Below are 20,832 nucleotides of genomic sequence, written 5' to 3'. Positions count from 1 at the left end.
GCATATCACCCAATTCATCCGATAGCATATGCATCACATAAAAACGCCCTGCCCCGCTCATGCGGGACAGGGCGTTTTTCACTTGTTATAGCAGCGGAGTATTCGATCTTTGTTTGCCAGCATACTGGTTCGGCAGGGTGTTGTTGTACTGCGGCGGCGCAGTGGTTTCTTTTTGTCTGCCGAACCAACCCGGCTGTATGCTTCTGTATCGCTGAAGCGCAGCGGCTTTACTATGTTTGCCAAGGGACCTTGGCTGTGTGGTCGTTACTTCTTTGCCGGCCAAAGAAGTAACCAAGAAAGGCCGTTCAAGGAGCCAGCTGCGCTGGTGCACGCGCTACGCGTCACTGAGATAAGAAAAGAGCCTATGACAAACGCACCGCAACAATGTAGTAGTAAAGGCGGCGTAGCCGAGCGCCCCACCGCAGGTGGTGGCCCCCTTGAAAATCCCCCCTGATATCCCGCTTTCCGCTTCGGTCGCCTGTGGGCGGCGTTTTGTTTTGGGCTGAGTGGTTGGGCATAGCTAGCAGCGGACGCTTCTCCGGTTACAGGCTTCTCTTATAGTACCCCAATACCTTGCTGGTACGTTAATTGTCCGTTGTTCTCAAGAATATGGATATTATCCAAACACCGGATGCCTTTTATAACGGCAGGTCTTTCTCCCGGAATACGCGGATGCCGATGATATAGCAGACAAGCCCGACGGCTGCCAGGATGCAGAACTTCAGCGCGAAGCTCTCTCCCATCAGGATTCCATTCGGATCAAACAGCGTGTTGAGCGACAGGTATTTGAAGAAGCTCAGCTCCTCAGAGGATTCCGCCAGCATCTTGAACAGGAAAAACGCGAGCGGGATGCCGGTTCCAAACGCAATCGAATACCGCGACTGGTTGAAGATGCAGGAGGACAGATAACAGATGCCGCTGATGGCAAACATCAGCAGGAACGCGCCGAGGTTGAATATCAGGAATTTGCCGATGTCCAGCTCATCCGGCTGGAAGATCGAGCAGGCGCCGATGCCGAGCGCCGTGATGAATGCAAACATCGCGGCAATCGACAACGCAGAGTAGATGCCGTTGGTGATGGTGATCTGGTTGCGCTTGGTCGGCGTCGACAGCAGATAGGCCATCGAGCCCTTATCGACCTGCGCCGCGATCAGCTTGTTGCCGACCACAATGCAGTAAATCATCGGGAACATCACGGCGATCATGCCGTAGTAGCCCTGCCCGATAAAGCCGATGACGCTGTTCATGCTGCCGAACATATTGCTCATTTCGCCCATGTTCTCCATAAAATTCATCATCTCGCCCAGCGCCTTCGGTGTGAACACCGCACAGATCATGATCAGATAAAAACTCAGCACCGCCGTGATGATCAAAAGCACCTTGTAGTTGGATTTGACGGTGCGCATAAACAGAGGCCTACTGAACATTGGAATCACCTCCGTAGAAATTCATGAAATAATCCTCCAGCGTACTCTTGACCTCGCTCAAAAACTTGAGCGGATAGTTCGCCAGAACCTTGATGAACGCATTGATGTCCTTGTCCTTGACCCGCACCCAGACCTGTTTTTTGCCTTCATCCGCCGCCTGGAAATCCAGCTGCTCCCGCAGGAACCTCTGGTAATCCTCAATCTGCAGGAATTCCAGCTTGAACACCTTTTTCTTGTTGTGCTCGATCTCATCCATCTGCAGCGTGGCGGCGATGCGGCCCTGCCGGATCATCGCCACCCGGTCGCAGGTCTTCTCGACCTCTTCAAAGATGTGCGAGGACATCAGGATGGTCTTGCCGGCTTTCTTCTCCTCTTCGATCAGCTCGACAAAGACATTCTGCATCAGCGGGTCAAGCCCGCTGGTCGGCTCATCCAGGACCAGGATGCTCGGATTGTGCATAAAGGCGCACACGATGCCGATCTTCTGCTTCATGCCCTTGGACATGCGCTTTAAACTGCCGGACGGGTCCAGTTCAAACCGTTTGATCAGCTCCTCAGCCCGTCCCAGGCCGGACATCCCCTGCATGCGCGCCATGAATCTGATGAACTGGATGCCCTTCATATCATTCGGGAACGCGATTTCGCCGGGCAGATAGCCAAGCTGCTTCAGAATCTTGTCGGGCTTCTTCCAGCAGTCCATCCCATCCACCTCACAGCGGCCGTCCTGCGGCCTGGAAAAGCCCAGAATGTGCCGGATGGTCGTGGTCTTTCCCGCGCCGTTCGGCCCAAGGAAGCCAAAGACCTCTCCCTTCTCAATTTCGAAGGAGACATCGAACACGCCTTTGTTCATGCCATAATCCTTGGTCAGATGCTCCACCTTGATCACAGACATCTCATTTCTCTCCTCTCAATCGTCCGGCGTGAAGGCCGGACGGCCTATAGAAAACCTTTTCAGGTATTTCTCATATTATCGCGCACAGGCATTCTCCATGCGCCCATGCGCTTCCTGCATACGGCTATGCTTCATTCCACCATAAATTCCTCCGCCACGCACTTCCAGCATGTGGATAGGCTTTATTCCACTGTAAAGTCCTCGGATTTAAAGTTGCTGTAATATCGCCCGCTTTCGGCGGTAAACTTCAAAACGCAGTAATCTGGGTCGGTCACGCCAAGCGGATAATACATGACGTCCTTCTCCTGCCAGATCATCCGCCTGCTCTCATCGTCCGTCAGAACCTCCATGGTGCCGCGCAGCAGGACGCCGCGGTAGAACCGCCGTTCACTGAAATAGATGGTCGCTTTCGGATTCTTCCGATAGAAGGCCGTATGCTGTGAAGATGTATTGGTTGTGAAGTAAAATACCCGGATGCCCTCGCGGATTCTCGGCGCAAGCATCGCTTTGATGGCCGGATAGCCATCCTCCTCCACAACGCCGATATATGCCGTCTTCTGCTGATCGATGATGTTCCCGATGGTCTTGTTCTTATCCCGCATCATAGTTTTGGTACCTCCCAGCTTTTTTACCCATTATACGGCATCAGGATGACAATTACAATCAAAATCCATCGGTTGAATGCGCGATATTTTTGTATACTATTTCGCTTTCCGCCTCCCGGACAGGCCATATATGAATATCAGCTTGGAAAAACGGCAAAATCCCCGCCCCATGCATCCATGGGACGGGGATCAATCCGGTTTCTGTCCGCAGCCGCTGCACCATCCGTCATGCAGGGACAGGACGCCGCCACAGCTTTGGCAGCTCCAGCGTTCCCGCTCCTTAAGCAGGAAGCCCTGTAAATCCGCAAGCGCATCCCTGCCGCACGCAATCAGGCTGACATCATACCGCTTGCGGTAGGTCTTGTCCAGCTTTTTGACGGATACGCACGGGAAATCCCCGCACGCGGCGCAGAGTCTCAGCCCGCGCTGCTGTGCGCATTCGCGGATGAGACAGCTCCGGCAGCTTTTCGGCTTGTCCTGATCGTCCGCAAGACAGCCCGGACAGGCCTTTTTCGGCTTCAGATGCGCGTAGCAGACCATGCAGTTCATCCCGCAGGGGGCCAGCATCCGCTCATCGATGTGCGCAGGCATCTTCATACCGCATCCTCCTCTGTGTATACGCCCGCCAGGCTTGCCGGCGGCCTCAGGCCTCACCGCTTTCCGATGGATAAAGCCTTCACCGCGAATCCGGCGCTTCCGCTGTCCGCTGAGCATCCAGCTTCCAGAACCGGCTTTGACCGGTTTCATCCGTCAGGATAAACCCATTCCGGCGCAGCACATGCTGGGAGGACAGGTTTCCGCGGCCGGTCTCGGCCTTCACCGCGCGCACGCCGGGCTGGGATACCGCCCAGGTTGCCAGCGCGCCGCAGGCCTCGGTCATGTATCCCCTGCCGCGGTCCCCGGCATGGATGCCGTAGCCGATTTCGACCTCCCCGTTCTCATCCGGGCCGCCCATAAAACAGCAGCTCCCGACCGAACGGTTTTGCGCCTTTAAAACAATCTGCCAGTTTGTATACCACCAGAAGCAGGCCGGATGCTCCTGCGCCATCGCGTAAAGCGACTGCATGGCGGCTTTGGTTTCGGTGTCCAGCTCCATGCCGGACGACGACAGCCCAAGCGCCCGCTCCATCGACGCCGTGCTGTCCAAAAGCCGCGCGAACTGCTCCAGCGAAAGCGGGATCAGCTTCAAAGAGGTTGTTTCAAGTTCCATCGTGCATCCTTTCCAAAACACCGCTATTTCTGTGGGAATTTCCGCCGTTCATTGCTGACTCCGCAGATGTAGTTCATATCCACATCGTAAAACCGTGCCAATATGATCATACTGTCCAGCGGAATACGGGTTTTACCTTTTTCATAATCAGAATATGTTTTCTGTCCAACATGTAGAAGTTCCGCAACGGTCTTCTGCGATAAATCCCGATCATTTCTAAGCCCACGAATTCTCTCCAAATAATTCATACTACCACCCCATGTTTTTTTCTTCATTATAGGGCAGAGTTTATTCCACTATTGACAATTAGAGTTATAAACTCTATACTGTAGTATGAGGTGATTATACATGACTAAATCATTATACAAATATTTAAAAAACAGCTTTCCTGAAATTGAAAAGCTGTTTAGTGAAGCTGAAATGGAACGGTTCAAAAATACCCCGCCAGAAGATTTATACCTGTATCATTTTGGGCTTGGTACTTGGATTAGAAATAACCTTATTACGCAGGATAAAAAACTATTCAAAATGTTTTTGTGGGAAGATATCTGGCATATAGACGATATGTCGGATATCGTGATCAGGGAGTTTCAGAGATATTGTAAAGATAAATAAACTTATATACTTTTCTGATTAGATTTTTCTGCTTGCTATCATTGTCTTCAACTCTTCAATCGTCAACACATTGTCTCTTCTTCTATGTATCATTCTGTGACAATTCGAACAAAGACAAACCAAATCGGTATAGGGATTAATGTCCACAATAGCACCTGTGCTTGACAGAGGAACTAGATGGTGAACTTCAATAAATCCTCTGCCAATCTCTCCATATACCTTTTCAAAATCAAAGCCGCAAACCGCACAGACAGCTCCATGAATCTGGATTGCCGCTTTACGATTCTTTGGATCTCTTTCATACTTGGTAGTATAATAGCCGACGCGCTTTCCTTCCCTGCTCCCTTTGAAATTACTATCCGCTCCAGGAATCTCAACAACACTTATTAAATCATCGTTGAATTCTTCATCCGCTTTTCTGTTTAACAGCTCTATAGCAGTCACCAATTCCGGACGAAGTTCCCATTCAAAATGCTCACCTTGTTCCGTCTTTACATGTCGGCCTTTTTTCATAAGCGCAATCCAATATACAAACTTATCTCCCACACCAAAATATTGAATATCAAAGTATTTACAGACACGTTTAGCCAAATGCAAGATGATTCCATTAATGCTTCGCGGTGACACATTATACTTTTGTCCAATCTCATAGCAAGTACCTCGATGCTCGGGTTGTTCATACAGCATCATAATAGCTTTCAAGCTCTTGTCTGTAAAAACATCGGGTTCTTTCAAAACTTGTATCCACTGCTCTGTGCTGACCGTCACTTCGTCATAATAATATTCCCTTTGAATATTTTTTGTCATCTGATAAATTCTTTTATCCACTGATGTCTCCTCCTGCTCAATCATATATTTAACACAATAAATACCATCGTGCTATACATACGATTTCCCCTTATTTCAGCCCCATGCCTTCTTCATAAAACGCCGCCTGATTGCGTCCGTTTTCCTTCGCGTGGTAAAGCGCAGCGTCCGCCTGCCGGATCAAATGCATATAGGATTCCCGCGCCGCCGGGGTTTCCTGCGCAACGCCGACGCTGATCGTGACACAGTTCGTTTTGCTTCCGCTGTGCTCGATCCCGCATCCCCGCACGCATTCTGTGATGGCCCGGGCTGTTCCGGCGACATCCCGAACCTGGTCCCCCGCCAGGATCAGCACAAATTCCTCCCCGCCGTAACGGCATATGTAGGCGTCCTCCGGCTGGAAGGCCGCGCGCAGCGCACGGCCCAGCGCCGTCAGGCACTCATCTCCCGCGGGATGCCCGTACAGGTCGTTGTATGCCTTGAAATGGTCGATATCCATCATGAAAAAGGCGATCGGAAGGCTGTTTTCGCGGCAGTGCGCATAGGTCCGTGTGATGTACTGGTTGAACGACCGCCGGTTGAACAGCCCGGTGGTCTCATCCATCACACTGATGCGTTCCAGCTCGCGGCGCACATCGTTCTCACGCAGCCGCAGGTCCAGCACCAGATAGGAAAACACAAACCCCAGGCCCCACGCCGTCACCGATGCGAAGACGTCGTAGGAGATGCATCCCGGCGTTTTAAACAGGTACACGCAGAGCAGGAACACGGCCTCCACGCCTGTCAGCAGGATCGCGGTCTGCCAGATTGGAAAGATGAACAGCACCGTCATGACCAGATACAATATGGGGAAAAAGATGGCTGGTCTTTCGGGAAACGGCAGGACGCTGATGACGATGACAAACGCCATGACCATCATGATAAAGTCCATACAAAGCGCCTGCGTGATGGCAAAGGAATGGTGATATCTTCGGATCATCCGGTCCTGTACCAGCAGAAAAGCCGCCGCGCAGATGATAAACACCATATAAATCATCAGGAGCATGGTATTGCGGAAGATCAAGGCCGAAACCACCGTATAGACAGACAGCAGCGCGATGTACAGGATATTCGCTTTCTTAAGCATAATCGCATTGTTCCCCGCGATGTCCTGCTGGTACTCTGAAAAATAATCGGCGCTTTTGCTTTTGGTTTTTTTGATAAAAGCTGTGATCCGTTTCATAGATATTCATCCCTTCTTCATCCATCGCTTCAGCCTTGTCCGTCACGGCGGCCGCGTTCCTTCTCCTATACCATTGAATATGACATTACACATTCATTTTTTCCGCTGATTGTTTCCACTCTGCCAAACATTTAGACACTTCGTGCTCTGTAAAGCTACTAAGTGAAGCGTCCCACTGAAGTATAGTGTCCTCGCAGTTAATGAATACAAGATTAAACGCGCTTCTTTTGCATTCATCTATTATGTCAGAATAACCCGATTCATTTAACCAAGATGTATGGGCAAAACAATAAAGTCCGTTGACTTTGTAGCGTTTATAATGTTCGCTTAGCAGAGACTTTTGTTGTATTTTTTCTTTGATTAGTTTATTATGTTTTTCAATATTATATAAGCCTTTCGTATCTGATAAGACTGCAATTCCGTTGACAGAATAGACTGAACCTTTAAACCTACTTTGACGATTATTTTTGTTTATTAAATCAATAACTTCATCTCCAGACACCCCTTTGTTGAAATATTTTCCAACCAAAGAGTTAACAAGTCCATCATGTTCCGTAATAGCACGAACAACTTCAATACCCATATTAAGCGTTTCGCTTTGTAAATCCGGTCGATCTTTATGCTCAAAATCCTCAATATTTAAGTCTAAGAGGTGACATATTGATAAAAGGGCATATTTCTCAAAGTAGTATCTATCGTACTTATTAATACAAATCACCTCATTTCTGTCCAAACAACCTCAGCATAATCGCATTGTTGCCCGCGATATCCCCCTGATATTCTGAAAAATAATCGGCGCTTTTGCCTCTTATTTTTTTGATAAAAGCTGTGATCCGTTTCATAGATATTCATCCCTTCTTCATTCATCGCTTCAGCCTTGTCCGTCACGGCGGCCGCGTTCCTTCTTTTCTGTCCGCTTTCATCTAAGCCTCCCTGTTCCCGTCCTGTCAAGCGCCGGAACATGGGATGACAGGCACTCCCGTTCCAGCTGTATTTCATACATCTTCCATCCGCCTGTTCATTTTTTCAGGATTCTTTTTAGGGCGGCAGTATCCAATAAATTCACTGTTTGAAACATCCCTTTATAAAACACCGCCCAATTATTAAAGACACAGGGCAATTCCTTTGCCTTTTCCAATGTATCCGCTTCTATAAACGATACAGGAACATCATTCTCCTGACAATACTGTCCGATCTTCTCGACATATCGGCAAACATAAGGACACTGCATATCGTAATAAATGGTCAGTTCCTTGTTTTCAATTTCCTGCTTTTTAACATTCTGTGTAAACCTTGGCATTGTCCCGTCAAAAGAAAGGGCAAGCAGTTCATAGCCGTCATCGGTGGTATCCGCCGCCTCGAAACCATACCGTTTCGCAAACGACTGGTCAGAAAGCCACGACTTCTGTTTTTTCGATCCAAGCATACAGATGCCGGACTTTCCATGCTCTTTGGCATCGGCTATACAATACTCCATCAGCGACTTTCCATATCCTTTTCCCTTGAAGTTACCCAACACCCATAAACAATACAGGTAATAGTAGTTGTCGCCCAGGACAGGAACCCATGCTGTTTCAAGCGGAGCATATTCGATAAAAACGGTGGCCTTTTCATCCAGCTTCCGAAAGACATGCCCTTCCTTCAATCGTTCGGAAAGCCACTGCCGCTTTGCCTCAACGCCCGGATGCAGCTTTTTCGTGCGTATAATACAGCATAAATGTTCATCCGCAAGGTTTTCCGCTGTGACGTTTATAAAATGATCATTCATCATGTACCCTCGTTTCAAATTTCATTTGACTGCTTCTTCGTCAACAATATGACGCACTACACTAGTTCAGTTGTTTCTAAATATATTATCATAACCAACAACTCTTGTTTTTCTTAACTCGACAACTGCTCTATTTCATCATCGTTCTATTGCAAGTGTTTTGGCTATTTTGATTTTTAATCATATCTTTCACTTTTTATAGACAATAGAGTTCTTCATATGAAATATACTCATCATTAGGATCTGTCGATAAAACCAATTCCTCAAATTGTCCATATTTAAAGTAAGCATAGTCATTTGAACAAAAACCAACATTCCAATCAAGCTGTAAATCATCCTTAATAGGAATCCCTTTTATTTTTAATTTGCACATTCTTTCTATAAGTTCGTCGCCGCCTACACAAGAAGACAAGGGACTATCAGGTTCATTAAATAAAAACCAATTGCCTTGCAGCACTCCGCAACAATCGCAATGATTGGCAAAGCATTTACGGCCAATTGTTTTTGAGTACCCTGTCTTCACAGAATAAGTATCTTTTAAATATTTTAATAATTTGGGAGGAATATCATTTTCATTATCAGCCCATGCAAGATGCAATTCCTCACCCGGCTCAACATAATCTTCAACAATCTCAAAGTGAGGATCATCCGCATCACCGTATATATGTACAAATTCCCCTATTCCCAATCCTACTACTCTGGTTGACTGACCACACTTCCAACATTTTTGCTGACTCTCAACGATAAAAATGTATTCTGTAGCAATTACCGCATCATCTGTATCTCCTAAAATCCACTTTGAAAATTTGGTATACTCCTTAGGATCTGTATTTATATACCACTTTTTCACTCTTGCATTCCATTTAGCACCTAAAGATTTCGCTTCTTCTTTTTCACTATAGGGAACGTTTAAATATAGCTTCATCACTATTCTCCTTTCCAATTAAATTTCATTTCATCTCTTTAAACCATATTTTTCACTTTTTATCCGACTGGCATTAATAGTTTATCGCCCTGCTATTCTCGTATATTTACTTCTCAGTTTTTGTCAACAACACCACGCACTCCACATGCCCGGTCCTCGGAAACAGGTCGACCGGCCTTGCCTTTATGACCTGATAGCCCATCTCTTCAAACGCCCTGCAGTCCCGCGCGGCGGTCGCGCTGTTGCAGGAGATCATGACCACCCGCTTCGGCGCCATCCGCACGATGCTTTCGATGACCGATTTGTCACAGCCCTTGCGCGGCGGGTCGACGATGACCACATCCGGCTTTGTCCCCTCTTCTGCCAGCCTTTTCGCGGCGGACGACGCATCCGCGCAGAAGAACCGCGCATTCCCGATGCCATTGAGCTTTGCATTCTGCCGCGCGTTCTCCACCGCCGCTTCGACGACCTCTACGCCGATGAGCTTTTTCACACGATGCGCCATCGAAAGGCCGATCGAACCGGCCCCGCAGTAGAGGTCGAGCAATGTCTCTTCCCCGGTGAGCTGCGCATATTCCTGCGCCTGCCGGTAGAGCAGCTCGGCTGCGTCGCGGTTGACCTGATAGAAGGTCAGCGGCGAGAGGCACAGCTTCACGCCGCACAGCTCGTCCACGATGTAATCCGCTCCATAGATCGTCCGGCAGCTGTCTCCCAGAATCACATTGGTTTTTTTCTGGTTCACGTTGACCATGATGCTGTGAATCTGTGGAAAACGCGCTGTCAGCCGCTTGACAAGCAGCTTTTCCTTCGGCATCCCCTTGCCGCTCAGAACCAGGCAGACCATGACCTGCCCGGTCTTTTCAGCCAGCCTGAGATAGATGTGCCGCAGGCAGCCCCTGTGCGTCTGCTCATCGTAGACCGGGATCTTTTGTTTCTCGGCAAACGTCCGGATTTCCTTTAAGATATCCTCAAACAGCGCCGGCTGCAGATCACAGAGGTCCGACGCGGCAATCCGGTGGCTGCGCTTCGCAAAGAAGCCGGTCATAACCCTGCCGTCCTCGACGCGGACCGGATACTGCGCCTTGTTGCGGTATCCCGCCGTGCGTCCGGTATGCAGGATCGGCTCCGGTACAACCTCGATGCCGCCGATGCGCCTGAGATGGTTCGCCACCCATTTGTATTTGAGCTGAAGCTCGGTTTCATAACCGATGTGCCGCAGCGTACATCCGCCGCAGCGGCCGAACACCGCGCAGCCCGGGTCTGTCCGGTCCTTTGACGGGGAGATGAGCCGTTCCACCCTGCCGAACGCATAGGAGGACAGCACCTTGACAATCCGCACCTGCGCTCGGTCCCCCACCGCCGTGTTCGGAATGAACACCGCAAAGCCGTCATGCTTTGCGACGCCGTTCCCCTCCTCGGTGATATCGACAATCTCAAGCTCCAGGATCTCATTTTTCTGAACCATACGCGCTTCCCCCGCCTTTCCTATTTCTTATATTCTACCATAAATCATCGCAATCCGCCATGTCTTTTCCATTCTCTTAACAATCCGTTCGGATGCAGCCGGACAATTTCAAATCCTGTTGCATCCGCCGAGACAACGGGATGAATTTTAGATAGATTGAACAAAAATTGGTTATAGAATTATACCATTTAAATTTCATCAAAAATCTTGACACAATTTCGCTTTATGCTATAATAAATTCAAGACATTGTGTGAGTTTCATGCGGTGTGTGATAGAATTTGTCTGGAAGCAGATCAGCCGACTTCATTTTGATACCGACTGGTCTGTTTTTAAATTTTGAAAAAGGAAAGGAAGAAAAAAATGATCAACGGACTCAGGAAAACGTTGTCATGCGCCCTTGCCGCGGCAACCGTTCTCTCCTCATTTGCAGCCTTCCCGGCGGCAGCGTCCGATATGGCCGCATCCGGCAAAGAGATTGTCGCCGGCGGCTACGAGATCGACATGAACGACCTTCCCAAGGTGCACTTCGCCGAGCATCCCGAATGGGAGGAAACCTACAACGCGGCATGGGAATTCCACAAGGGCAACATCAAAAAATCCCCGCTTCCGCTGAACCCGGAAGATGTGTACTATGTCGACGAGGCGTTCGACAACACCATCTTCGCATGGGACACGCTGTTTATGATGATGTTCGACAAGTACGGCCTGCATCAGTTTCCGACCCTGCAGGCGTTGGACAACTTCTATTACCAGCAGATCGATTCCGACGGCCCGGACGACGGACACATCAGCCGCCGCATCACCGAATCGGATGCGAGAAACTGGTACGGCTATGAATCCACCTCCGCCCTCAACCCGCCGCTCTGGGCATGGGCCGAATGGGAGCAGTATCAGGTGCACGGCGACAAGGAGCGCTTTAACAAGGTCATCAAGGGCAAGACCGTCTTGGAGCGCATCATGTCGCACTATGAGTTCATCAAGCGCACCCGCATCATGGACAACGGCCTTTACGGCCACACCTCCGGCGACGGCAACGGCCTGGACGACACGCCGAACCAGGACTGGGGACGCCGTGAACAGACCTACAACGATCTGAGCATCCAGCAGGCGCAGTCCGCCTACTACATCGCGAAGATCGCCGAAGAGATCGGCGACACCGAGAACCAGCAGAAATATCAGAAGGAATACGAGGACCTCTCGGCCCTGATCAATGAAAAGCTCTGGAGCGAGGAGGGAGACTTCTACTTCAATCTCGACAAGAACCAGAACTTCACGAACATCGCGACGCCGACCGGCCTGTGGGCCATGTCCGGACTGGTCGCTACACCGGAGCGCGCACAGGCGATGATCGACAGCTATGTGCTCAATTCCGAAAAGATGTTCCGTCCGAACGGCCTTTCGACCGTCACCTATGACTATTCGACCTTCAACCCGCTGGGCTACTACTGGAACGGTTCGGTCTGGTCGCCGACCTCCTACCAGTTCCTCAAGGGCCTGCAGGCATACGGCTATGACGATCTGGCATTCCAGTCCGGCATTCAGCATCTGAACATGCTGACCAACCTGTACCAGCAGGGCGCGTATGACGACAACGGCACCTTCCGCCATACGCTGTGGGAATGCTATTCTTCGGATTACACGGCGCCCGCGAGGGAACACAACCGCGAACAGATCGTCCGCTTCAACTTTGTCGGCTGGACCGGCGCGCTGGCCATCGGCTCCACAATCGAGGATGTGCTCGGCGTCACGCTCAGCGCACCGAAGAACGAGGTCAACTGGAACCTGAAGCTCAGCGAGGAATGCGGCATCGACAACCTGTACATGGCAGGCGACCGCATCTCTCTGCGCGCCGACAAGCGCGCGTCCGCCGATTCCGGCACCACCATCACGGTCAGCGCAACGAAGCCGTTCACGCTGAATGTCACCATCGACGGCGTCAAGAACACCTTCGAGGTTCCGGCGGGCGAGACCAGCTATGCCGTAGAGGGCACCGAGAACAACCCGGCCTACCTCGGCGGCATCGTCTCCGGCTTCCAGCAGTCCGGCATCGACCTTGCAGGCAGCCGCGACTATGTCCTGTTCCAGAACGAGGACGACAATGCGGTTGTCGACGGCCTGAAAAAGCAGTTCGGCAAAGAGGATTCCTCGCTTTACAACATCAACACGATCGGCTTCCGCAACGCGTCTGTCCAGAAGAGCAGCGCGATGGACGGGCTGGTAGAAGGAAAAGAACTCTTCGAATATGTCAAAACCGGCGAACGGGATGGCTTTATGGTCATGGCGAAGGCCGGACACGACCTCAAAACAATGAAGCTGGTTTTAGGCGTCCAGAACGCGAAGGCGACCGTCAAGGCGTCGCTTTCGGATGCGTCCCAGCAGAACTTCACCAAAACCATCACAGCCGGCGACGAGGAACACGTCGTCATGGTTGAAATCCCGTTCCGCGCGGCAAGCGACGGCAAATATTTGATGGCCGAATACCGCATTGCGCAGAACCAGTCCGGAAAAACCGGCAAAATCACCCTCAAGGGCGTCATCCTGGAGGACGGCGGAACCGAGTATCCGAAGCCGCCGGCCATCCCGCAGAACGTGACGCTCGCATCCGGCAACGGCCAGCTCACCGTCAGCGCAGACGCAGCCGAGGGACAGTATGACAGCTTCGAGGTCCTCTGCGGCACCGACCCGATGGGACTGACGCAGACCTTCGAAACCGAAAGCCTTCCTTATACAATCACCGGCCTCGACAACTACCAGAAATACTACGTATCAGTCGTCGGCATCAAGGACGGCGTTCCGAGCGATATGAGCGACATCGTGAACCAGGTTCCGGAAGAGGAGCCGAAGTCCGACGCCGAGCGTGCCGCGATCGACTTTGAGAAGACCATCGACGCCATTCTGAACGGGAATGAAAGCGTCAAAAATGTCAAAACTGACCTGAACTTCGACGTCACCGGACCGATCTACGGCAGTCAATTTGAATTTGTGAACTATGATGTCTCCCGCATCTCCGAAACCGGCGCGGTCATCCGTCCGAGCCTGCCGGAGCTGGACAAGACCATCAAGCTGGGCGTCAAGGTCACCTATGAATCCGCGGTCGTGGAGAAGGTTCTCCCGATCACCATCAAGACCATCGTCCCAAGCAAGGAGCCGTATGCGGCCGGTACGGTCGGCGCGGCGCCGGCAAGCGCCAACCTGACCGAGGAGGGCGCGAAGGACTGGGCGCAGTTCGGCAGTGCCGCACTGCAGAGCTACGCGCGCAAGGACATCCCCGAAAGCTTCATCACCGATGTGACGCCGCTTGGTGTCCTGGCCAACGACATCGCGCGGGACACCACAACCAATTTCGTCTACACCGACGGCAAGGGAAGCGCGCAGTCCCCGTCAAACAACCACACCGGCTACAAAGCCAACGGCGTGAACAACGGCTTCTCGTTTAAGCTCCCGGCCAGCGGCAGGATGCAGAAGCTTCGTGTCTACGCGGGCTCCTGGGCATCCACCGTCCGCCTGCAGCTCACCATCAACGGCGAAACCCTCTACAGCGACACCTTCGGCAAGACCGAAACCACCTCGGGCGCGCTGTGCAATGTCTTCGAGGTGAACTACCTGACCCAGAATCCGGACGACGACGTACAGGTCAAGCTGTATGTGGAAAAATCCTATTCCGGCAACTCCGGCAACCTGACCATCCAGGCCATCAGCCTGCGGGAAACCGATGAAGCCCCGGACGTCACCGACATCTACGCGCCGGCCAAAATCATGAGCCGCGTGGACAACGTCCCGGCCGAAGCGGACCTGACCGCCATCGGAACCAAGGACTGGGTCTACTTCGACACCGACAACATGGATACTATCGAGCGTAAGAACGTCACGGAAAAATCCATCGGCGGCATCAAGCTGATCGGACGTTCACAGGGCAATGCCGGCGATTACACCACCAACATGGTCTACAGCGACGGCACCAAGAACGCGGTTTCCCCCGCAACCAGCCGCCGTGCCCGCATCGCCAACGGGCTGGGCAGTGGCTTCGAGTTCACGCTCCCATACAGCGAAAAGGAACAGCAGGTCAAGATTTATGCCGGCTCCTGGGCTTCCAGAGTCCAGCTGACCGCCTATGCGGGCGATCAGGAGCTTGCCTGCACAACCAGCTCGTTTGAGAAATCACAGACCACCTCCGGCGCGCTCTGCCGCGTCTTCACGATCAACTACAAGCTGGACAATCCGGACGATGTGCTGACGGTCCGCATGCTGGTTGACAAGGTCTACGACGACACCTGGGCAAACATGAACCTGAGCGCCATCGCACTCAGCGAGGTGAACGCGGCGGGTGAAATCACCTCGAACGACGCTTCCATCGCGCTGGACAGCGAGGGCTATGTAAACGGCGTACAGGAGAATACCACCGCTTCCACATTGCTGGAGAAGCTCTCCCACACCTCCGAAAATGTCGACGCGGCGCTGAGCATCGTTGACAAGGATGGTAATGAGCTTGAGGGCGACGCGCTGGTCGGCACCGGCTGCGAAGCCGTGCTGACCGCCGGCGGAGAGGTCCTGCAGAGCGGCACCGTCGTCATCGGCGGCGATGTGGACGGCAACGGAAAAATCGGCGTTTCGGATCTCTTACAGGTCAAAGCGGCCATCCTGAGCAGCGGGCTTTCGGACGCCGCAGCCTTCAGGGCGGCGGATATGGATGGAAACGGCAGGCTTAACGTCTTAGACCTGCTGCGGATCAAGCTTCATATTTTAAACGCGTAACACCCCTCTGTGACAAAGGGACTGCCCCGATGGGACAGTCCCTTTGTCATGGAACGCAGCACAAAAAGGATACCGTCCAAATTCGGGCCGTATCCTTTTTACTGATCTTCTGTTAAGCCCTGCTCATCCCGGACACCCGGCCTTTCGGGCTTTCACTCCTTGGGATACACTTTGCGAAGCGTCTCTTTGACCGCTTTCAGAATTTCCGTCAGCGCGCGGAGCTCTTCGCTGCTGCAGTCCTCCATGATCTTTGCGATTTCGTGATGATAAACCGGTTCGGAATGCTCCAGGCTGTCGCACAACAGCTCGTCCGCTGAAACTTCCAGCACATTTGCAATGGCCACCAATGTCGGCAGACTCATCTTGGTCGTGCCGCGCTCGATGTTGCTGATATGTGGGTTGGACAGCTCGACGAGCTCCGCCACCTGCTCCTGCGTCAAACCCAGATCTGTTCGGAATCCGCGTACTCTCTTGCCAATCGCTTCATAATCCACTCCCATAGTTTATCCCTCCAGACTATCTTTTTTCTTCCATTATAGTCTAGAATGGATATCCTAGTAATAAACCATGTAAAAACTATATTGCAATAGATTAACAAACTATAACAATATTTTTTCATTTCTTGAAAAATTTGTCCTATTTTGAACAAGTTATCCACCAGGATACATTTGGTCAATCTAAAAAAATATGACAGCTGTGTGTTCCCTTTTTTACAAATCCGCACCGCATTGAGAGGATCCTTTTCTGTTTCTGTCGCAAATGCTTTTATCCTGTTTGAAAAAAATGCGGGATTGTGATAAAATAGTCCGGTAAGATTTACGAGGGAGTGTATGCTATGTCCAACCGAAACGGCCTTGTCTTTTATAAAGGCGTCAAGGATGCCATCCCCATTGCGATCGGCTACATATCGGTGTCGTTCGCGTTCGGCATTTCCGCCGTCGAACAGGGTCTGCCGCTGTGGTCCCCGATATTGATATCCCTGAGCAATTTCACCGGTACCGGACAGTTCGTCGGCGTCAACATGATCGCATCCGGCGCGGTTTTATTTGAGATCGCGTTCACCGTGCTGATCATCAACCTGCGCTATATGCTGATGAGCCTGTCCCTGTCCCAGAAGCTGTCGCCCGATGTGAAGTTCTGGCAGCGTCTGGTCATCGCGTTCGGCAACACCGATGAAATCTTTGCCGTCTCGATTCAGCAGAAGGACGAGCTGAATTTCCGCTATATGATCGGATTGATCCTGACATCCTATTTAGGGTGGAACGCCGGGACGGCGCTCGGCGCTCTCGCCAGCTCCATCCTGCCGCTTTCGGTGCGTTCCGCCTTGGGAATCGCAATCTTTGCCATGTTTATCGCGATCATCGTCCCGCCCGCCAAAAGCGCAAGGCCCGTCCTGCGGGTGGTCGTCATTTCAATTATCATGAGCTGCATCTTTCGGTTTGTACCGGGCCTCAACGCCATTGGCAGCGGCTGGGTGTTCATCATCTGCGGCGTGGTTTCCGCCGGCGTCGGCGCCTATCTGAATCCGGTCGCACAGGTAAAGGATGGGGAGGATGGCGATGGACTATAAAAGAATTCTGCTGGTCATCCTGATTATGGCGCTGGTGACCTATCTGCCGCGTGTGATTCCGCTGGCTGTCTTCCGCAAAAAGATCAAAAACCCATATATCCAGTCCTTTCTGGTATACATGCCGTACGGCGTGCTGGCCGCCATGGTCTTTCCGGATATCTTCACGTCAACCGCCTGCCTGGTCTCGGCCATTGCCGGCACCGTTGTCGCTTTGATTCTCGCCTGGCGCAAGCTGGGGCTTTTGATTGTCGCGCTTGGCGCAACCGGCACAGTGTTTTTGACCGAATGGATTTTGACTGTATCCGGCTCCGGGCTTATCTGATCGTTATCACCGAAGATAATCAGGGTCAATACAAAGAGCGACACAGACACCAGCCGAACCTCTGAACACCACCTGCAGTGGGGCAATCGTCTACGGCGCTCTCTGGGTGGGGAATCGTTTACACAGAGGCTTCGGCTATCAGTGTACCCGCAAAGACAGTCTTAGGAAACGCAATCGTCCGTCACCAGCCATTCATCCACCCTGCCTTCTAAACGCAGTCCGCAGACGGCCGACCACCTAGCGGTGGAGCAATCGGCTACGCCGTTCTTCGACCTGGGAATCATTCCGACTCAAAGCCGTCCGCAGACGGCCGAAACAGATAAACATACACCATAGGAGGATTTTCAAGGGGGGCCACCACCTAGCGGTGGGGCAATCGGCTACGCCGCTTTTTTGGCTGCGTTGTTGTAGTGTGTTGGTCATAGGCTCTTTTTTATTTCAGTGACGCGTAGCGCGTGCGCCAGCGCAGCTGGTCCCCTTGAACGGCCTTTCTTGGTACCTTCTTTGGCCGGCAACGAAGTAATAACCACATTGCCAAGGTCCCTTGGCAAACACAGTAAAACTGCCGCACTGTAGCGGAACAACGCTTTCCTGCCAAGTCTCACCTGGTAAGCAACGCAAAACCGCTGTATCACAACGATACAACATCCCTGCGAATGCGTCCTGACAAGCACCATGAGTCCGCCGCGTCACAGCGTTACATCGACTGAGCTGATACAGCCATACCTTCCAAACAAATTCAGAGCATCCTCTATTTTATGGACAAACCAAGAGCCGGTGAAAATCATTTTCACCGGCTCTTTTGATGCCATATTTATATTTCCTTCCTGCCGTATACCCCGCACGAAATCAGATAGGACAGGAACGCCACAACCGCCAGAATTGCCGGACTGAGCTTTATCAGGAACATAACCTGCGCATCGCTGGGCATTGCCACGCCGGCCTTTGACAGCAGTACAACCAGTATCGCCGGAATGAATGCCACCAGCAGAATCATGATCCTGCCCTTCTCCACGCCGAACTTGATGGTCAGCGGCAGCATAATGCTGATCATCAGTACCGCGGCAGCAAAGCAGGCGTACACCAGAACCACAATCCCCATATCAATCGGCTGATGCCTCAACAGCTGCACAGCTGTCACACATACAAACGAAAGCACTGCGCCGGTCAGTGCAAAGATGCCTCCAAGCAGGTATTTGGCCGTTACAATTTGTGTCTTCGAAATCGGCAGGCTTAACGCATACCGGTCCCATTTGGACTGCTGGTCATATGAAAATGAAGTGACGGACAGAATCGATATCATAATTGTGAGCATTCCCGCAATGAAGGCGACCTCATTGAACATGGAAATCACAGAAAAGACAAGCATCGCCACCAGAATATAGCGTATATAGGATTTCAAATTGTATAAATCCTTTAAAATCAGACCCTTCACACCAATTCCCCCTTGATATAGAATAACATGATATCTTCAATCGTCGTGCTTTCCAGCACCATACCGCTGTATTTTCCACGCAGGGCAAACCGGTCCCTTACGAGCGCTTCGCAGCCAAACGCGCTGCTGCGCCAGGCGACGATGTCATCGCGGTCAATCCGGCCGAACTCGTTTTTGCCGCATCTGAGTACGCCGTACAGCTCGGTCAGCTGATCCTTCGGCTTGCTGAAGATGATCCTGCCGTCGTGCAGAAAGGTCACATAATCGGCAATTTTCTCGATGTCACTGGTGATATGGGAGGATAACAGGATCGAATGCTCCTCATCCTGGATAAATTCCAGGAAGATGTCGAGAATCTCACTGCGCGCAATCGGGTCCAGCCCGCTGGTTGCCTCGTCCAGGATCAGCAGCCTCGGCCGATGGGACAGCGCGGTTGCAATCGACAGCTTCATGCGCATGCCTTTGGAGTAATCCTTGATCGTTTTGTTTGCCGGAAGGCCGAACCGGTCCAGATAGCCGTGGAACAGCGCGCTGTCCCAGCTCTTGAAGATGCCCTTCATCACGTTCCCGATCTCCTTCGGCTTGAGTCCCTCGTAGAAATATCCTTCGTCGAACACAACGCCCACCTGTTCCTTGATGGCCCGCTCATCCTTGATGTTGTCCTGCCCGAACAGCTTGATTTGTCCGCTGTCCCGCTCGATAAGATTGAGAATCAGTTTGATCGTCGTCGTTTTTCCGGCGCCGTTCTCTCCGACAAATCCCATGATGGCCCCCTTTGGCAGTGCAAAGCTGACATCCTCCAGCCGGAAGCCGGGGTACTGCTTGCACAGGTTCTTGATTTCCAGGATATCTTCCATCGATTATTCCTCCTCAAATAACAGCCGAAGGATTTCGGCCAGTTCTTCATAGTCAATTCCACTGCTCTTGGCCACCGAAACCGCCTTCTGTATCAGTTCTTCGGCCACACGCAGCTGGGATTCCTTGATAAACGCGACGTTTTTGCGTGCGACAAAGCTTCCCTTTCCGGTTACGGTCTCAATAAAGCCCTCGTGCTCCAGCTCCTCATACGCCCGTTTTGTCGTGATGACGCTGATGCGAAGCTCTTTGGCCAGCAGCCGCATGGAAGGCAGCATCTCTCCCTCCTGCAGATTGCCGGTGATGATCAGGTTCTTGATCTGGGAGACGATCTGTTCATAGATGGGCTTGTCGCTCGCATTGCTGATGATGATATCCATATCCCATCCCCATTCCGTATATTGTATATATCCACTATATACAATATACCGCTCAGCATATGCTTTGTCAATACCTTTCTGCATAAATCCAGAACTTTACGGTTAGAATAAGTGCTGGAAACCCAAAACAACGCCGGACCTAAAATTTAGGGGAAAAAAGCCGAAAATTATGAAAAAAAGTGTTGACATCCATTTTCCAGTTTGATATAATATAAAAGTCGCAAGTGAATAGGTTCTATGATCCATTAGCTCAGTTGGCAGAGCACCTGACTTTTAATCAGGGTGTCCGGAGTTCGAGTCTCCGATGGATCACCAAATTTATAAATCGAGTGGGCTTGTCCGCAGAAATGCTGGGTTTGTCCACTCGATTTTTTTTGTTTTATTCGTAAAAAATAGAAATCATAAGTTCTATTGAGCACCTGATTGCAGGGACTAAATTACACAATCAGGTGCTCTATTTTTGTCATGAAATAGGGCGTAACCGAATAGAATCATTGTGAACGCCATGAAAATGACAATGAGAACGCATACAAACGATAGACTGTCAAAGAAACTTTTGAAGAATTTCTCACTCTGAAAAG

The 20,832-nt window shown here is 51.2% G+C and carries 22 protein-coding genes and 1 tRNA gene; 6 read left to right on the top strand and 17 right to left on the bottom strand.

Translation table 11 applies throughout. The features are described from left to right. The first annotated feature begins 109 nt into the window (after positions 1 to 109). Positions 110 to 454 (top strand): hypothetical protein, encoded by a 345-nt coding sequence (locus tag BN348_RS13800; RefSeq protein ID WP_156136386.1) that lies wholly within the window; start codon positions 110 to 112, stop codon positions 452 to 454. 184 nt (positions 455 to 638) lie between these two features. Here the strand turns inward: BN348_RS13800 and BN348_RS02125 are convergent, their stop codons facing one another. From BN348_RS02125 to BN348_RS02100, 6 genes are all read right to left on the bottom strand, one after another. Next, positions 639 to 1,427: an ABC transporter permease subunit gene (locus BN348_RS02125; protein WP_040195872.1), complete on the bottom strand. Its 789-nt coding sequence runs from the start codon at positions 1,425 to 1,427 to the stop codon at positions 639 to 641. Beyond that, entirely contained in the window at positions 1,417 to 2,319 is a 903-nt protein-coding gene (locus tag BN348_RS02120) for an ABC transporter ATP-binding protein (protein WP_040195871.1), read from the bottom strand. Before BN348_RS02120 ends, BN348_RS02125 begins: the two co-directional genes overlap by 11 nt. 182 nt (positions 2,320 to 2,501) lie before the next feature. After that, the gene (locus tag BN348_RS02115; RefSeq protein ID WP_338140319.1) at positions 2,502 to 2,924 is read right to left on the bottom strand and encodes a pyridoxamine 5'-phosphate oxidase family protein; all 423 of its coding nucleotides are present in this window, start codon (positions 2,922 to 2,924) and stop codon (positions 2,502 to 2,504) included. Positions 2,925 to 3,113: 189 nt separating this feature from the next. Further along, a complete protein-coding gene (locus tag BN348_RS02110) occupies positions 3,114 to 3,521 on the bottom strand; it encodes a DUF3795 domain-containing protein (RefSeq protein ID WP_040195870.1) in 408 nt (135 codons plus the stop codon). 79 nt (positions 3,522 to 3,600) lie between these two features. After that, positions 3,601 to 4,134: a GNAT family N-acetyltransferase gene (locus BN348_RS02105; RefSeq protein WP_052446638.1), complete on the bottom strand. Its 534-nt coding sequence runs from the start codon at positions 4,132 to 4,134 to the stop codon at positions 3,601 to 3,603. A gap of 23 nt (positions 4,135 to 4,157) precedes the next feature. After that, a complete protein-coding gene (locus BN348_RS02100) occupies positions 4,158 to 4,382 on the bottom strand; it encodes a helix-turn-helix domain-containing protein (protein WP_040195869.1) in 225 nt (74 codons plus the stop codon). Positions 4,383 to 4,482: 100 nt separating this feature from the next. Between BN348_RS02100 and BN348_RS02095 the strand changes: the two genes are divergently transcribed. After that, entirely contained in the window at positions 4,483 to 4,749 is a 267-nt protein-coding gene (locus BN348_RS02095) for a DUF6794 domain-containing protein (RefSeq protein ID WP_040195868.1), read from the top strand. 18 nt (positions 4,750 to 4,767) lie between these two features. Here BN348_RS02095 and BN348_RS02090 read toward each other — a convergent pair whose 3' ends face one another. From BN348_RS02090 to rlmD, 7 genes are all read right to left on the bottom strand, one after another. Next, positions 4,768 to 5,577 carry an HNH endonuclease gene (locus tag BN348_RS02090; protein ID WP_052446637.1) on the bottom strand — a complete coding sequence of 270 codons (810 nt, stop codon included), beginning with the start codon at positions 5,575 to 5,577 and terminating at the stop codon, positions 4,768 to 4,770. A gap of 70 nt (positions 5,578 to 5,647) precedes the next feature. After that, on the bottom strand, positions 5,648 to 6,778 hold the full coding sequence (locus BN348_RS12870; RefSeq protein ID WP_052446636.1) for a GGDEF domain-containing protein: 1,131 nt from the start codon (positions 6,776 to 6,778) through the stop codon (positions 5,648 to 5,650). Between the two features lie 85 nt (positions 6,779 to 6,863). Continuing rightward, positions 6,864 to 7,511 (bottom strand): hypothetical protein, encoded by a 648-nt coding sequence (locus tag BN348_RS02080; RefSeq protein ID WP_156136385.1) that lies wholly within the window; start codon positions 7,509 to 7,511, stop codon positions 6,864 to 6,866. After that, complete coding sequence (locus tag BN348_RS13795; protein ID WP_156136384.1) at positions 7,493 to 7,777, bottom strand: hypothetical protein; 285 nt, start codon at positions 7,775 to 7,777, stop codon at positions 7,493 to 7,495. Before BN348_RS13795 ends, BN348_RS02080 begins: the two co-directional genes overlap by 19 nt. 19 nt (positions 7,778 to 7,796) lie before the next feature. Then, on the bottom strand, positions 7,797 to 8,546 hold the full coding sequence (locus BN348_RS02075; RefSeq protein WP_040195866.1) for a GNAT family N-acetyltransferase: 750 nt from the start codon (positions 8,544 to 8,546) through the stop codon (positions 7,797 to 7,799). Between the two features lie 196 nt (positions 8,547 to 8,742). Further along, positions 8,743 to 9,471 (bottom strand): DUF5710 domain-containing protein, encoded by a 729-nt coding sequence (locus tag BN348_RS12865; RefSeq protein WP_197068263.1) that lies wholly within the window; start codon positions 9,469 to 9,471, stop codon positions 8,743 to 8,745. A gap of 106 nt (positions 9,472 to 9,577) precedes the next feature. Then, positions 9,578 to 10,936: a 23S rRNA (uracil(1939)-C(5))-methyltransferase RlmD gene (gene rlmD / locus BN348_RS02065; protein WP_040195865.1), complete on the bottom strand. Its 1,359-nt coding sequence runs from the start codon at positions 10,934 to 10,936 to the stop codon at positions 9,578 to 9,580. Positions 10,937 to 11,297: 361 nt separating this feature from the next. On the opposite strand from rlmD, the gene BN348_RS02060 reads away from it, so the two are divergent. Then, a complete protein-coding gene (locus tag BN348_RS02060; RefSeq protein ID WP_040195864.1) occupies positions 11,298 to 15,689 on the top strand; it encodes an MGH1-like glycoside hydrolase domain-containing protein in 4,392 nt (1,463 codons plus the stop codon). Positions 15,690 to 15,841: 152 nt separating this feature from the next. Here the strand turns inward: BN348_RS02060 and BN348_RS02055 are convergent, their stop codons facing one another. Further along, a complete protein-coding gene (locus BN348_RS02055) occupies positions 15,842 to 16,189 on the bottom strand; it encodes a helix-turn-helix domain-containing protein (protein WP_040195863.1) in 348 nt (115 codons plus the stop codon). A 335-nt stretch (positions 16,190 to 16,524) separates the two neighbouring features. On the opposite strand from BN348_RS02055, the gene BN348_RS02050 reads away from it, so the two are divergent. Next, a complete protein-coding gene (locus BN348_RS02050) occupies positions 16,525 to 17,259 on the top strand; it encodes an AzlC family ABC transporter permease (RefSeq protein ID WP_040195862.1) in 735 nt (244 codons plus the stop codon). After that, the gene (locus BN348_RS02045; RefSeq protein ID WP_040195891.1) at positions 17,249 to 17,581 is read left to right on the top strand and encodes an AzlD domain-containing protein; all 333 of its coding nucleotides are present in this window, start codon (positions 17,249 to 17,251) and stop codon (positions 17,579 to 17,581) included. Before BN348_RS02050 ends, BN348_RS02045 begins: the two co-directional genes overlap by 11 nt. Before the next feature lie 814 nt (positions 17,582 to 18,395). Here the strand turns inward: BN348_RS02045 and BN348_RS02040 are convergent. The 3 genes from BN348_RS02040 to BN348_RS02030 are packed head-to-tail and all read right to left on the bottom strand — an operon-like array spanning position 18,396 to position 20,251. Continuing rightward, on the bottom strand, positions 18,396 to 19,016 hold the full coding sequence (locus BN348_RS02040) for an ABC-2 transporter permease (protein WP_197068262.1): 621 nt from the start codon (positions 19,014 to 19,016) through the stop codon (positions 18,396 to 18,398). Continuing rightward, positions 19,013 to 19,873, bottom strand: a complete 861-nt coding sequence (locus BN348_RS02035) for an ABC transporter ATP-binding protein (RefSeq protein WP_040195860.1) — start codon at positions 19,871 to 19,873, stop codon at positions 19,013 to 19,015. Before BN348_RS02035 ends, BN348_RS02040 begins: the two co-directional genes overlap by 4 nt. Before the next feature lie 3 nt (positions 19,874 to 19,876). Then, the gene (locus BN348_RS02030; protein ID WP_040195859.1) at positions 19,877 to 20,251 is read right to left on the bottom strand and encodes a GntR family transcriptional regulator; all 375 of its coding nucleotides are present in this window, start codon (positions 20,249 to 20,251) and stop codon (positions 19,877 to 19,879) included. Positions 20,252 to 20,490: 239 nt separating this feature from the next. Between BN348_RS02030 and BN348_RS02025 the strand changes: the two genes are divergently transcribed. Beyond that, a tRNA-Lys gene (locus tag BN348_RS02025) sits at positions 20,491 to 20,566 on the top strand. The last annotated feature ends 266 nt before the right edge of the window (positions 20,567 to 20,832 follow it).

It is taken from the genome of Candidatus Soleaferrea massiliensis AP7 (assembly GCF_000820765.1).
In the GTDB taxonomy this organism is placed as follows: domain Bacteria; phylum Bacillota; class Clostridia; order Oscillospirales; family Ruminococcaceae; genus Soleaferrea; species Soleaferrea massiliensis.
This window is presented reverse-complemented; position numbering and strand designations above follow the sequence as displayed.